The organism is Streptomyces sp. WAC04114 (assembly GCF_019733245.1).
Classification (GTDB): domain Bacteria; phylum Actinomycetota; class Actinomycetes; order Streptomycetales; family Streptomycetaceae; genus Streptomyces; species Streptomyces massasporeus_A.
In genome coordinates, this window is sequence record NZ_JAIGQA010000089.1 from 1 (window position 1) to 12,417 (window position 12,417).

Below are 12,417 nucleotides of genomic sequence, written 5' to 3' on the forward strand. Positions count from 1 at the left end.
CCCCCGACGCGCGCCGCCTCCCCCTACAACCTCGCCTACGTCATCTACACCTCGGGCTCCACGGGCAAGCCCAAGGGCGTGCAGATCAGCCACCGCAGCGCGGTCAACTTCGTCACCTCCTGCCGCGACCTGTTCTCCCTGACGCCCGAGGACCGGCTGCTGCAGTTCGCCAACCCCGCCTTCGACGTCAGCGTCTTCGACATCCACGCCGCGCTCGGCAACGGGTCCGGGGTCGTCACCGCCGCCAAGGAGGACCTGCTCGATCCGGCCCTCCTGACCAGGCTGATGCGCGAGCACCGGGTCACCGTCAGCGACCTGCCTCCCACCGTGCTGGGGATGCTCGATCCCGCCGAACTGCCGGAGCTGCGTGCCCTGTTCGTGGGTCTGGAACCCTTCCCGGGTGACCTCGTCACGGCCTGGAACCGCGACGGCCGGCAGTTCCACAACGGGTACGGGCCGACCGAGGCGACCGTCGCCTGCGTCGACTTCCGCTGTCCGCCCGGTCCTCACCTCACCACCCCGCCCATCGGCACCGCGATGGCCAACCACCGCGCCTACGTTCTGGACCCGCAGGGACGCCCAGCGCCCGACGGGGTGGCCGGGGAGCTCTACGTGGCGGGCGCCGGACTGGCCCGCGGATACCTGCGGCGGCCCGGGCTCACCGCGGAACGCTTCGTGCCCGATCCGTTCGGCCCGCCCGGGGAGCGCATGTACCGGACCGGGGACCTGGTACGCCGCCGGGCGGACGGGGTCATGGAGTTCGTCGGCCGCGCCGACGGCCAGATCAAGATCCGCGGACTGCGCATCGAGCCTGGGGAGATCGAGCACGTGCTGCGCGCCCACCCGGGGGTCACCCAGGCGGTCGTGCTGGCCGCCCCGCTCTCGGATGGTGGCAGCCCGCAGCTCGTCGCCTACGTGGTGGGCCCGGCGGCGCCGGCGGAGGCCACGGACGACACGCTGCGCCGCTACCTTGCGTCCGAGCTGCCGCCGCACATGGTCCCCGCGGTCGTGGTCGGACTCGACGCGTTGCCGCTGACGAGCAACGGGAAACTGGACCGGTCACGGCTGCCGGAGGCGAGCGCCGCGCGCGGCGACGCCGCCGCACCGGCACGCCCCGCCACCAGGACGGAGCGCGCGCTCATCACGGTGGTCGAGGACATCCTGGAACTGCGCCCCGGCTCCGTCGGACCGGCCGCCGGGTTCTTCGAGGTCGGGGGTACCTCCCTGAACATGATGCGGCTCGTGTCGCGACTGCGCGGCGACTTCGGCGTTCCGCTCGACGCCCGGGAGATCCTGACCGCCCCGCGGATGCACCAGATCGCCGCGCTCCTCGACGAGCGCACCGGCGCGGCGCCCCCCGGGGAGCAGGCCGAGGAGACGGTGTCCGCCGCGGTTCCCCCCTGGGTGGTCCCCATCACCACCGGTGGCGAGCGTCCGCCCCTGTTCTGCGTGCACGCGTCCGGCGGTACCGCGGTGCCCTTCTTCTCCCTGGCCCGCTCCCTCGGCGACGACCAGCCGCTGTACGGCGTCGAGGCGGTCGGCCTGCACGGCGAGGAGGCGGCCACGACCGTCGACGCCATGGCCCGCCGCTACGTCGAAGGGATACGGGCGGTCCGCCCCGCCGGCCCGTACCTGCTGGCCGGCTGGTCGCTCGGCGGCACCATCGCGGTGGCCATGGCCGGCCTGCTGCGCGAACAGGGCGAGCAGGTCCCGTTGATCGTGCTGCTCGACTGCGCCGTGCCGCCGGTGCTGCCCGAGCCACCGCACCATGCGGACATCCTGGCCGGGTTCGTCCACGACATCGCCGGTCTGGCCGGCAGGCCGCAGGACGAACCCGATGCCGCCTTCCTCGCCTCGCTGCCCTCCGACGCCGAGCGGGAGAGCGCGGTCGTCCGGCTGCTGGAGTCCTCGGGATTCGTCCCCGAGGGCATGGGCGAGGACCTGCGGCAGAAGATCTCGTCCTATCTGGACACGGTCCGCGCCGGGTTGACGTCGCCGGTACCCGCCTTCGACGGCTTCCTGTACCAGTGCGTCGCCTCGGAAGGGGGTGCCGCCTACGCCGACGGCTGGGACGCCCTGGCCGGCCGCGTCGAGCGCCGCGAGGTGCCGGGCTCGCACTACACGCTGCTCCAGCCGCCGCACGCCGACCGGGTCGGCGCGATCGTGCGCGAGGTCCTGGACCTCGCCCTGACCGGCACGTCGAAGGGCTGATGATGCGCTTCGCTTTCACCGAAGAACAAGAGGAATTCCGCCAGGAGGTCCGTGCCTTTCTCGCGGAGGACCGGGTGCGGAAGGTCGCCGACTCCGTGCACCGCCTGCCGCCTCGAGAGGAGCCCGGCAATCTGGACGTCTACCGCTGGCTCGGCGAGAAGCGCTGGCTGGCCGTCAACTGGCCCGAGAAGTACGGGGGTCTGGGACGCGGCGTCGTGGAGAAGTCGATCCTCACCGAGGAGTTGATCCGCGCCCGGGTGCCCGACCTGGTCCACATCGTCAGTATCGACATCGTCGGATCGGTGCTGATGATGGCCGGCACCGAGGCGCAGAAGGCCGCCCGGCTGCCCGCGCTGGCGTCCGGCGAGCAGAACGCGGCCGTCCTCTACACCGAGCCACAGGCCGGTTCGGATCTGGCCGCGCTGCAGACCCGTGCCGAGCCCGACGAGGACGGCTGGCGGCTCTACGGCCGCAAGGTCTACAGCCTCAAGACCCAGTTCGCCGACTTCGCCCTGTGCGCGGCCCGTACGACCACGTCCGAGGTGGCGTTCCACGGCATCACCCTCTTCCTGGTGCCGTTGCGCACCCCGGGGGTGCAGGTGCGAACCCTCCCCAACCTGACGGACGAGCAGTTCTGCGATGTGACCCTCGACGGCATACGCCTCTCCCGCGACGACGTGGTGGGAGACGTGGACGGCGGCTGGCAGGTGCTCAACGACGTGCTGCCAGTGGAGCGCACCGGCCTGGAGTTCCAGGCGAAGGCCCGCCGTCTGCTCGACGAGATTCTGCACCGGGCGGCGGCGGACGGCTCCCTGGACGACCCGGCTCACCAGCAGAAACTGGTGGAGCTCGACGCGCATGCACGTGCCGCGCACCTCATGGCCTGGCAGGTGATCTCCCGGATCCGGGCCGGTGACCTGGACGGCGTCTCCACCGCCATGTCGAAGCTCTACGCCACCGAGCTGTTCAAGCGGATCAGCGCCTACGGGCTGGAGGTCGGCGGCCTGGAGGCGACCCTCAGCGCGTGGGACGCGGCCGGCGCCACCGGTACGCGCGAAGCGGCCCACCGCGAGGGAACCGGGATCACGCTGTCCGCCGGCACCTCGGAGATCATGCGCTACCTCATCGCCTCGGAGAGTCTGCGGCTTCTCTCCTGAGAGCGGAGTCCGCCCCGCTGCCGCACCGGCCCCCACGATTCCGTGAAGGACACACTCCATGGACCTCTCCCCCAGTGAGCGACAGACACTGACCGAACAGACCTTCGCCGCACTCTTCGACAGCGAACTCGTCACCGACCTGCGCCGGATGGGCCAGCGCGATCCGGGTGCCGGTTTCGAAGCCTCCGCCGACGACGCCTCGGCCGACGCCAGGGGGGCCGTCTGGCAGACGCTGTGCGACCTGGGCGCCCTGCGGCTGACCCCGGAGCTCACCTCGGGCTCCGGGCTGGCGGACCAGGTCGTGCTGGCCCGGCACATCGGCGGGGCCCTCTACCAGAGCCCGTGGGCGGACACCGCCACCGTCGTCGACATCGCCACCGCGGCGGGTCGGCCGGACATCGTCGCGCGCCTGGCGGACGGCGAGGCCGCCGCCGTCGCCGTCCGTGCCGAGGCCGTCGACGAGCCCGACCGTCCCGGGCCCGTCGACGTCACGACGGAGCCGGGCCGGGCGCGAGCCGTACGCCGTTTCGTCGCCTTCGCACCGGACGTCAGCCGGCTGCTGCTGGTCGGCACCGGCACAGACGGGGAGACCAGGCTGCTCCTCGTGCCCGCCGACCACGACGGCATCTCCTGGCACCGTCATGACGACATGGGGCGGGGGGACTTCTACCAGGTCGAGTTCGACGGCGTGCCGTTGGCCGACGCCGTCGACCTCGGCGGCCCGCATGCCGGTGCGGTCTGGGCCGAGGCGCTGCTGCGGTCCCGTATCAGGCACGCGGCCTATCTGCTGGGTATGGCTGGAGCGGCGCTGGAGGAGACGACCGCGTACATGCGGACGCGGCGCCAGTTCGGGCGGTCTGTCGCCTCCCAGCAGGCACCGGCGTTCCGTATGGCCGACGCGGCGACCGAGCGCGAGGCCACCCGTCTGCTCGTCGAGGAGGCGGCCTGGCTCGCCGACACGGACCGGGACGCCCGGCTGGCAGCTCTGGAGGCCCTGGCGTGCGCGGCCGAACTGGCCCGCAGGGTGGCCACGGACGCCGTGCAGCTGCACGGGGCGGTCGGCATGACCGAGGAGCACGACGCGCAGCTCTTCTACCGGCGGGCGGCGGTCGACTCACTGCTCCTGGGACGGCCCACCGAATTGCGGCGCCTGGCCGCCCCGATCCTCGCCGGCGCCTTCGTGTGAGCCCTGTCGGTGCGCTGCGCCGCCGGGGCTCACGAGGCCGGAACGACGGTTCGCCCGGCGGCTGGCTCCCGCGATGCCCGTGAGGTGAGGTCACCCGCGCCGGCGAGTACGGGAGTAGTGACGCCTGGCGCGGTCCCGGTTGCCGCAGTCGTCCGAGCTGCACCAGCGCCGGGTCCCGCTCCGGGAGCGGTCGAGGAAGAACCAGCCGCATCCGGGGCCCGCGCAGCGCCGGATCCGGCTCAGGCCGTCCCCGGCCAGCAGGTCCTCCGCCAGCAGCGCCAGCGCGTGAGCGAGGTCGCCGAGGCGGTCCGTGCCGGGCTGCCACCGCAGGGGGAAGGCGCGGGGCAGTGCGGCGTCCTCGCGGGCCAGCACCATGCTGCGGCGCAGCGCCTCCCACTCCTCGGCAGGGGGCGCCTCGTCGTCGACGAGGGCGTCCAGGACCGGCAAGAGGGCCGCGCGCAGGTCCATGAGCGCCGCGGTCGCGTCCGTGGTGGGAGCGGAGTCCGCCGACTCGGCTCGGAGGATCGCCTCGGCACGGTCGACGGTGAGGAGTCCGGCGGCGACGGCCCACCGGGCCCACGCCTCGGCGCCCTGGACGCGGTCGGCCGTGCGGTCGGGGTCCAGGCGCCAGGCGACGGTATTGGCGAAGTCGAGTACCGGGTGGCCGCCCACGAGTGACATGCCGGAGTCGTGAGGGCTCCCCGATGTGGCCGGGGCGGGGAGAACCGAGTGCTTGCTCATCACACCCCCAGCGTACTCGCTTTGCTAACAGGCATAAACTCTTATGACTGTTAGACTCGGGGCATGGACAGTCTCCGATCAGCGAAACCCGCCGTCTCGCCGCGTGCGAGCTTCCTGTCCGGCCTCAAGACCGGTTCCGGACTGGCGGCCGCTTCCTTTCTGCTCGCCGTCAGCTTCGGCGCGATCAGCACCTCGCAGGGCTGGGGACATCTCGCGCCGGTGATCTGCTCGATGGCCGTCTTCTCGGGGTCCGCCCAGTTCGCCCTGCTCGCGACCCTGGGCTCGGGCGGCGGCATCGCCGGTGCCGTGACGTCCGCGGCGCTGATCAACAGCCGTTTCATCCCCATGGGGATCGCCGTCGCCGGTGATCTGCGCGGCGGCCGGTTCCGCCGTGCGCTCGAAGGCCAGGCGGTGGTCGACGGGTCGTGGGCCGCCGCCCATCTCGGAGGGGGACGGTTCGACCGGTACCTGCTCTTCGGCGCCACCGCGATCCAGTGGCCCGCCTGGGTCGCGGGCACCGCCCTGGGCGTCGTGGTGTCACCCGACCCCGATCTGCTGCACCGGCTCGGACTGGACGTCCTCACACCGGCACTCTTCGTCGCGCTCCTCTTCGACGAGGTCCGCCGGGAACGGATCAACCGGCTGCCGGCCCTGCTCGGCGCCGTACTCGCGGCAGGCCTCATCGTCTTCCTACCGGCCGGGCCCGCCCTCGTGGGCGCGGCGCTCGCGGCCCTCGTCGCCCTCTTCCGGGCGCCCCGCTCCGAAGGAGCCCAAGCAGCGGACGCGGCCGCAACGGCCGGGCAGGCCGAGGAGGCCGAGAAGGCCGTGCACCCCCTCCACTCCGACGAAGAGGTCGCACGATGACTCTCTGGCTCACCATCGGCGCCGTCGCCGCCCTCAGCTTCACCTGCAAGGCTTTCGGCCCCGCCCTCTTCGGCGGGCGCACCCTGCCTCCACGAGCACAGTCGGTGATCGCCCTCACCGCCCCCGCGCTGCTCGCCGGTTTCATCGTCGTGGACGTACTGGGCGCCCGCTGGAGCGCCGTGGATCTCACCGTGATCGCGGGACTCGCGGTCGTCCCGCTGCTCCTCTGGCGCCGGGCCCCTCTCCCCGTGGCCCTGGTGGCCGCGGTCGCCGTGACGGCGCTGTTGCGCATTTAGGGGATACCGGCGGAAACGCGCTTGGTCACAATGAGCGGCATGGCCCAGGCAAGGGAGCAGCGTTCGTACTGCCGCGCGCGAGAGACCGGCTCCCCCAACTACCCCGATTTCAACGGCAATCCAGGCCGACTCACGTATTGACGTGCTACACGTCACGCAGCTACTGTCCCCGCGACCTGCTTGATTGAAACGATTCAGCAGACCGGAGAAGCCATGCTGCTCAGGCGCCCCCTCATGCTCGGCCTCTTTTCGGGCTTCGTCGTGCTCGCGGTACTCGGCGGCGTGACCGCACTCCCCACTCCCCTGTCACCGGCGGCGTCCGCCGGGGACGCCTCTCTCTCCGTGCGGGCCCTGAGCACCAACAGCCGCACGAACCCCCTCGGCATCGGCGGTGAAACCCCGGTGTTCGGATGGCAGTTGGCATCGGACCGGCGGGCGGCTGCACAACAGGCCTACGAGATAGCGGTCGGACGCGGGCCAGGGGCCGCCGACGTGTGGTCGTCCGGCAAGGTGACCTCCGGCCGGCAGGTCGACGTCGAGTACGGCGGCCCGGCCCTGAAGCCGGCCACTCGTTACCACTGGCGCGTCCGGGTCTGGGACGACAAGGGGGCCGTGAGCCGGTGGAGCACCAACGCGTACTTCGAGACCGGCCTGTTGGACGCCGGTGACTGGGACGGCGCTCAGTGGATCACGCGCGCCAGCGCTCCGAGTGAGCTGGACAAGTGGACCGACTACACCGCGACCGTCCGGTTCAAGCTCGACAGCGCCGCCTTCGGCATGTTCCTGCGCGCTCCCGACACGGCCAACGGATACATGTGGCAGTTCAGCGTCACCGGCGCGAGCCCGACGCTGCGACTGCACAAGCAGGTCAAGGGCGCCTACAGCGTCGTCGAGGAAGTGGATCTCGCACCCTATGGCTTCACCAACGCATCCCTCCTCGCCGACCGGCACACCGTGCGCTACGACGTGGCGGGCGACACGATCAGGACGGCACTCGACGGCAAGCTCGTCAGCACCTTCACCGACTCCACCTTCACGAAGGGCTACATCGGTTTCCGCACCCACGCCTGCTGCGGCGAGCGGGGAACGGTCCACGACGCCGTCGTGACCGCGGCCGACGGCAGCACTCTGCTCGACACCGACTTCGCCTCCGGCCGGAACCCCTTCTCCGGCGGTGACATCACCGACTCCGCCCTCGCCGTCTCCGGCACCACAGACGCCCTGTACGGCCCCGATGTCCGGCCGATGCCCTTGCTCCGCAAGGCCTTCGCGACCGAGCCCGGCAAGAAGGTCGCCTCCGCGCGGGTCTACGCCTCCGCCCTCGGCGTCTACGCGCTGGAGATCAACGGCAGGCCGGTCGGCGACCAGGTACTCGCCCCGGGCTGGACCGACTACCACCAGCGCATCCAGTCCCAGACCTACGACGTCACGAGACTGCTCAACCGTGGGGACAACGCGATCGGCGCATCGCTGGCGAACGGCTGGTGGGCCGGCAAGGTCGGAATCGGCTGGAGCCGCCAGTACGGCGACACACCGGCGCTCGTGGCGAGGATGCGCGTCGCCTACACGGACGGCTCCGTGCAGTGGATCGCCACGGACCGCTCGTGGAAGGCGGCCGAGGGGCCTTATGTGAAGGCCGACCTGCAGGACGGTGAGACGTACGACGCCCGTCTGAGGCCCGAGGGCTGGAGCCGCGCCGGATTCGACGACGCCGGCTGGGAGACGGCGGCGACGGTGGAGTCACGCACCGCCCGGCTCGTCCCGCAGAGCGACGAGCCGGTGCGCGAGACCCAGGTCCTCACGGCCCGGAAGATGACCGAGCCCAGCTCCGGAACCTATGTGTACGACCTCGGCCAGAACATGGTCGGCGTGTCCCGGCTGACCCTGACCGGCTCCTCCGGCCGGACCGCGAAGATCCGTTACGCCGAGGTGCTCAACAAGGACGGCACCCTCTACACCGACAACTTCCGCAGCGCCAAGGTCACCGACCGCTATGTCTTCGCCGACTCCGGAACGGTCACCTACGAGCCGACCTTCACCCAGCACGGGTTCCGCTACGTCGAGATCACCGGAGTGGACTCACCTCCCGCGCTCACCGACGTTCAGGGCGTCGTCTGGGGCTCCGACCTCCCCTCCACCGGCACGCTCAAGACCTCGGACGGCATGCTCGACCAGCTGGTCAGCAACATCTCCTGGAGCCAGCGGGGCAACTTCCTGTCCATCCCCACCGACACCCCGGCCCGGGACGAGCGCCTGGGCTGGACGGGCGACATCAGCCTGTTCGCCCCGACGGCCAACTACCTGGTCGACACACGCGCGTTCCTGTCCCACTGGATGGCGGACGTCCGCAACTCCCAGCACGCCAACGGCGATCTGCCGGCCGTCGTACCGACCCCCCAGGGCCAGTTCGCCGAGAGCGGCGTCGGCTGGTCCGACGTCATGATCACCGTGCCGTACCACGTGTGGCGCTCCTACGGTGACACCCGCATCCTGCGCGACAACTACGCCGCGATGCGCAAGTTCTTCCAGTTCGTGCGCGAGAGTGCCGGAGCGGATCTGTTGGAGCCCGGCCGCACCACCTTCTTCACCAACGACTGGCTGCATCTGGACGACCCCACCGAACAGGGCATCCTGGGCACCGCGTACTACGCCGAGAACGCCCGCATGATGGCCGAGGTCGCCGACGCCCTGGACGACGACTCGGCGGCGTCCGACTACCGCGAACTCTCCGCCGACATCCGCCGGGCCTTCACCCGGGCCTACGTCTCGGCCGACGGCACCGTGAAGGGCAACTCCCAGACCGGCTACGCCATGGCCCTGGGCATGGACCTCGTCGTGGACCCCGCCCTCGTCGGCAAGGTCGGCGAGAAGTTCGTGGCCAAGCTGGCCCTGACCGACCACCACCTGCGCACCGGCTTCATCGGCACGCCGCTGCTGCTGCCCGCGCTGAGCCGGATCGGCCGCGACGACCTGGCCTACAAGATGCTCCTGCACAAGGACTACCCGTCCTGGGGCTACGAGATCGAGAAGGGCGGCACCACCATGTGGGAGCGCTGGAACTCGATCATGCCCGACGGCGAGTTCGGCCCCGTCGACATGAACTCCTTCAACCACTACGCGTACGGCGCCGTGGGTGACTGGATGTTCCAGAACATCGGTGGCCTCTCCCCCATCGAGCCCGGCTACAAGCGCTCCCGGATCGCACCCGTACCCGGCGGCAACCTGACCAGGGGCTCGGGAAGCCTCCACACCGTCCACGGCCTGCTGTCATCGCGCTGGACCGACCGCGACGGCGTCTTCACCGTGAAGGTGACGGTGCCGGTCAACACGGTCGCGGAAGTCCACGTCCCGGCCGACACGCCCGGCACGGTGACCGAGGGCGGCCGACCGGCGGACAAGGCGACGGGAGTCCGCTTCCTGCGCATGGAGAACGGGGCGGCCGTCTTCCAGGTCGGTTCGGGCGCCTACGACTTCGCGGCAGGGTCGGGTTCCCGCTAGGGCAGTCCCGGGGGCGCGGGGGCTCCTGCAGGTTTCTCCACCGTTCTGTCACGGTCCGGGCACGCCTCGCGCGTACTTCTGGCCACGCAACCGCGGTGGCCGAAAGATGTGTCCTCGAGTGCGGGGCCGGCCGATGCCGAACGGTGGCCCAGGGGGGTGCGATGAACACGTGGGAGGTGCCCGGGTACACCGGGTCGCTCGAGCTCGGGGAAGGGGCCAGTGGACGGGTCGTCCAGGCCGTCCACGAGGAGACCGGCGTTCCGGTCGCGGTGAAGTACCTCAGTGAGTCCCTGCGCACCCGGCCGGGCTTCGTGCACGACTTCCGCGCGGAGGCACGGCTGCTGGGTGGATTGGAGAGCCCGTACGTCGCCGGGTTGTACGAGTACGTGGAGAGCCCGGACGGCGCCGCCATCGTGATGGAGCTGGTCGACGGCGTCTCGCTGCGTGCGCTGCTGAAGCGGGACGGTCCGCTCGACCCCGAAGCCGCGCTCGTCATCCTCAAGGGTTCGTTGCTCGGGCTGGCCGACGCGCACCGGATCGGCGTCGTGCACCGGGACTACAAGCCGGAGAACGTCCTGGTCTCGCCGGACGGATGCTCCAAGCTGGTCGACTTCGGCATCGCGGTGGATGCGGGCACCAGCTCGGGTGTGGCCGGGACCCCCTCCTACATGGCCCCCGAGCAGTGGACCGGTGCTCCCGCCTCTCCCAGCGCCGATGTGTACGCGGCCACGGCCACGTTCTTCGAATGCCTCACGGGCCGCAAGCCGTACCTCGGTGACAACCTCGCCGAACTCGCGCTCCAGCACGTCGACGCACCCGTGCCGGCCGAGGAGGCCCCCGAGCCGGTGCGGGACCTGGTGCGCCGGGGACTGGCCAAGAACCCCGAGGAACGGCCCGCACGCGCAGAGGACCTGGTCGCGGAGCTGGAGACCGCCGCCGGCACCGCCTACGGCTCCGACTGGGAGGAACGCGGCCGAGGCCGGCTCGCCGCGCTGGTGGCCCTGCTGCCGCTGCTCCTGCCCTCGTCCCGCGAGGCACCGCGGAGCACCACGGACACGGCTCGCACGGTCCTGCACGCTCCGCCGGGACTCGGCCCAGCACAGTCGTGGCTGCCCGGCCGTCCGGGGCTGCTCGTGTCCGCCGGCGCGGCGCTTCTCGGTGTCCTCCTGACCCTCGGGATCCCGTTCGACCCGGGGAGCGCCGCGCAGCAGACGGCGCAGGCCCTGGCCACCACGAGTGCCGGGCCCGGTCAAGGGCCGGCCGCTGCGCCGTCTCCCACCGGCGCCTCGCCGTCTCCCTCCACCACGCCGACCGAGTCGGCCGGTTCGTCGCCGTCACCCGCTGTCTCGTCGCCCTCGGGCCCGCCCGCCACCGACTCGGATGAGCCCTCGGCCACCGCCGCCCCCTCCGGCGGCCCGGAGACCGCCGCGCCCGGCGGCCCGGCCACCGCGGCGACGCCCACGACCTCCACGCCCGCACCGCCTGTCGCACCCGCCGTCAAGGACGTGGTGGTGTCGGACTTCCGGCAGACAGGTCCCACGAGCGCCACGGCCACCGTCGGAATCACCACGGACGGCACCGGTCCGGTCTCGATCACGGTGTCCTGGTTCACGGGACGTACGGCAGGCCCGCTGGGCACTCCGGACGGGCCGTCCCAGACCTTCGAACGCAGCGGCGCCACCCAGTACACCCTCACCGTCGACCACACCTTTCAGGGTCTGGGCTGTTATTGGGCGGTTCAGGCCACCACGGCGCCGGCCTCCGCCGACGGGGGCGCATCCCAGCAGATCCTCACGAGGCGGTGCGATCTCCGATGACCGCACGAAACGAACAGCACGGGCCCGCTCCCGTCGACGCCGAGTACAGCGCCACAGTGCTGGCCAGCCACTGGATACAGCGCCCCGGAGCGGACGAGACCCTCGTCGAGCCTGCGGCGGAGGAGCGATCGACGCCGCCCGACCGCGTCGAAGGCACCGTGCTGCGCTTCGGCCCGGGCGTGACCGCCACCATCGCGCATCGCACCCACCGGATGCCCGCCGCCGCACCACCGCCCGCACCCCGGCGCCGACGGCTGCGCCGACACGCACTGCCCGTGCTCGTCGTGTTCTGCGTCCTCGCGCTCCTCGCCTGGCAGCGTCTCGGGCAGCCGCTCAGGGTCGGCGCGATCGCGGTCACGGCCCGGCCGACGGCACTCGGTTGCGACGGCACCGCACGGATCGTCGCTCTCGTCACGACCAACGGCCGTCCGGGCACGCTGTCCTACCGCTGGGTCCGCAGCGACGGCACCACCTCGGGCGTGCTGGAAGAAGTGATGGTCCGGGGACAGAAGCGGGCACGACTCCATCTGCGGTGGACCTTCCAAGGGCCGGGACAGCACACGGCCCTTGCCGAACTGCGCATCCTGTCGGCGAACCAGCGCACGGCGTCCACCCGTTTCACGTACGCGTGCCCCTGACCGCTCCAA

At 71.6% G+C, this 12,417-nt stretch carries 9 protein-coding genes; 8 read left to right on the forward strand and 1 reads right to left on the reverse strand.

Translation table 11 applies throughout. From position 1 onward, the window contains the following. The 3 genes from K4G64_RS22310 to K4G64_RS22320 all read left to right on the forward strand — a co-directional run. Positions 1-2,211: non-ribosomal peptide synthetase (locus tag K4G64_RS22310; RefSeq protein WP_221757794.1), on the forward strand; the 2,211-nt coding region annotated here is incomplete at its 5' end. Further along, the gene (locus K4G64_RS22315) at positions 2,211-3,368 is read left to right on the forward strand and encodes an acyl-CoA dehydrogenase family protein (RefSeq protein ID WP_221757795.1); all 1,158 of its coding nucleotides are present in this window, start codon (positions 2,211-2,213) and stop codon (positions 3,366-3,368) included. The genes K4G64_RS22310 and K4G64_RS22315, both read left to right, overlap by 1 nt. 58 nt (positions 3,369-3,426) lie before the next feature. Further along, positions 3,427-4,554 carry an acyl-CoA dehydrogenase family protein gene (locus K4G64_RS22320; RefSeq protein ID WP_221757796.1) on the forward strand — a complete coding sequence of 376 codons (1,128 nt, stop codon included), beginning with the start codon at positions 3,427-3,429 and terminating at the stop codon, positions 4,552-4,554. Between the two features lie 90 nt (positions 4,555-4,644). Here K4G64_RS22320 and K4G64_RS22325 read toward each other — a convergent pair whose 3' ends face one another. Next, the gene (locus K4G64_RS22325; protein WP_221757797.1) at positions 4,645-5,235 is read right to left on the reverse strand and encodes a CGNR zinc finger domain-containing protein; all 591 of its coding nucleotides are present in this window, start codon (positions 5,233-5,235) and stop codon (positions 4,645-4,647) included. A gap of 123 nt (positions 5,236-5,358) precedes the next feature. Between K4G64_RS22325 and K4G64_RS22330 the strand changes: the two genes are divergently transcribed. The 5 genes from K4G64_RS22330 (at position 5,359) to K4G64_RS22350 (ending at position 12,408) form a co-directional block, all read left to right on the forward strand. After that, on the forward strand, positions 5,359-6,159 hold the full coding sequence (locus tag K4G64_RS22330) for an AzlC family ABC transporter permease (RefSeq protein ID WP_221757798.1): 801 nt from the start codon (positions 5,359-5,361) through the stop codon (positions 6,157-6,159). Next, the gene (locus tag K4G64_RS22335) at positions 6,156-6,455 is read left to right on the forward strand and encodes an AzlD domain-containing protein (protein ID WP_221757799.1); all 300 of its coding nucleotides are present in this window, start codon (positions 6,156-6,158) and stop codon (positions 6,453-6,455) included. Before K4G64_RS22330 ends, K4G64_RS22335 begins: the two co-directional genes overlap by 4 nt. 213 nt (positions 6,456-6,668) lie before the next feature. After that, positions 6,669-9,953: an alpha-L-rhamnosidase gene (locus K4G64_RS22340; RefSeq protein ID WP_221757800.1), complete on the forward strand. Its 3,285-nt coding sequence runs from the start codon at positions 6,669-6,671 to the stop codon at positions 9,951-9,953. Between the two features lie 161 nt (positions 9,954-10,114). Next, the gene (locus K4G64_RS22345) at positions 10,115-11,770 is read left to right on the forward strand and encodes a serine/threonine-protein kinase (protein WP_221757801.1); all 1,656 of its coding nucleotides are present in this window, start codon (positions 10,115-10,117) and stop codon (positions 11,768-11,770) included. Beyond that, positions 11,767-12,408, forward strand: a complete 642-nt coding sequence (locus K4G64_RS22350; RefSeq protein ID WP_221757802.1) for a hypothetical protein — start codon at positions 11,767-11,769, stop codon at positions 12,406-12,408. The genes K4G64_RS22345 and K4G64_RS22350 overlap by 4 nt, the downstream gene beginning before the upstream one ends. Positions 12,409-12,417: the final 9 nt, after the last annotated feature.

Coding starts and splice junctions, on each gene's coding strand:
- K4G64_RS22315 (WP_221757795.1), top strand. CDS start 2,211: ATGATGCGCTTCGCTTTCACCGAAGAACAAGAGGAATTCCGCCAGGAG.
- K4G64_RS22320 (WP_221757796.1), top strand. CDS start 3,427: ATGGACCTCTCCCCCAGTGAGCGACAGACACTGACCGAACAGACCTTC.
- K4G64_RS22325 (WP_221757797.1), bottom strand. CDS start 5,235: ATGTCACTCGTGGGCGGCCACCCGGTACTCGACTTCGCCAATACCGTC.
- K4G64_RS22330 (WP_221757798.1), top strand. CDS start 5,359: ATGGACAGTCTCCGATCAGCGAAACCCGCCGTCTCGCCGCGTGCGAGC.
- K4G64_RS22335 (WP_221757799.1), top strand. CDS start 6,156: ATGACTCTCTGGCTCACCATCGGCGCCGTCGCCGCCCTCAGCTTCACC.
- K4G64_RS22340 (WP_221757800.1), top strand. CDS start 6,669: ATGCTGCTCAGGCGCCCCCTCATGCTCGGCCTCTTTTCGGGCTTCGTC.
- K4G64_RS22345 (WP_221757801.1), top strand. CDS start 10,115: ATGAACACGTGGGAGGTGCCCGGGTACACCGGGTCGCTCGAGCTCGGG.
- K4G64_RS22350 (WP_221757802.1), top strand. CDS start 11,767: ATGACCGCACGAAACGAACAGCACGGGCCCGCTCCCGTCGACGCCGAG.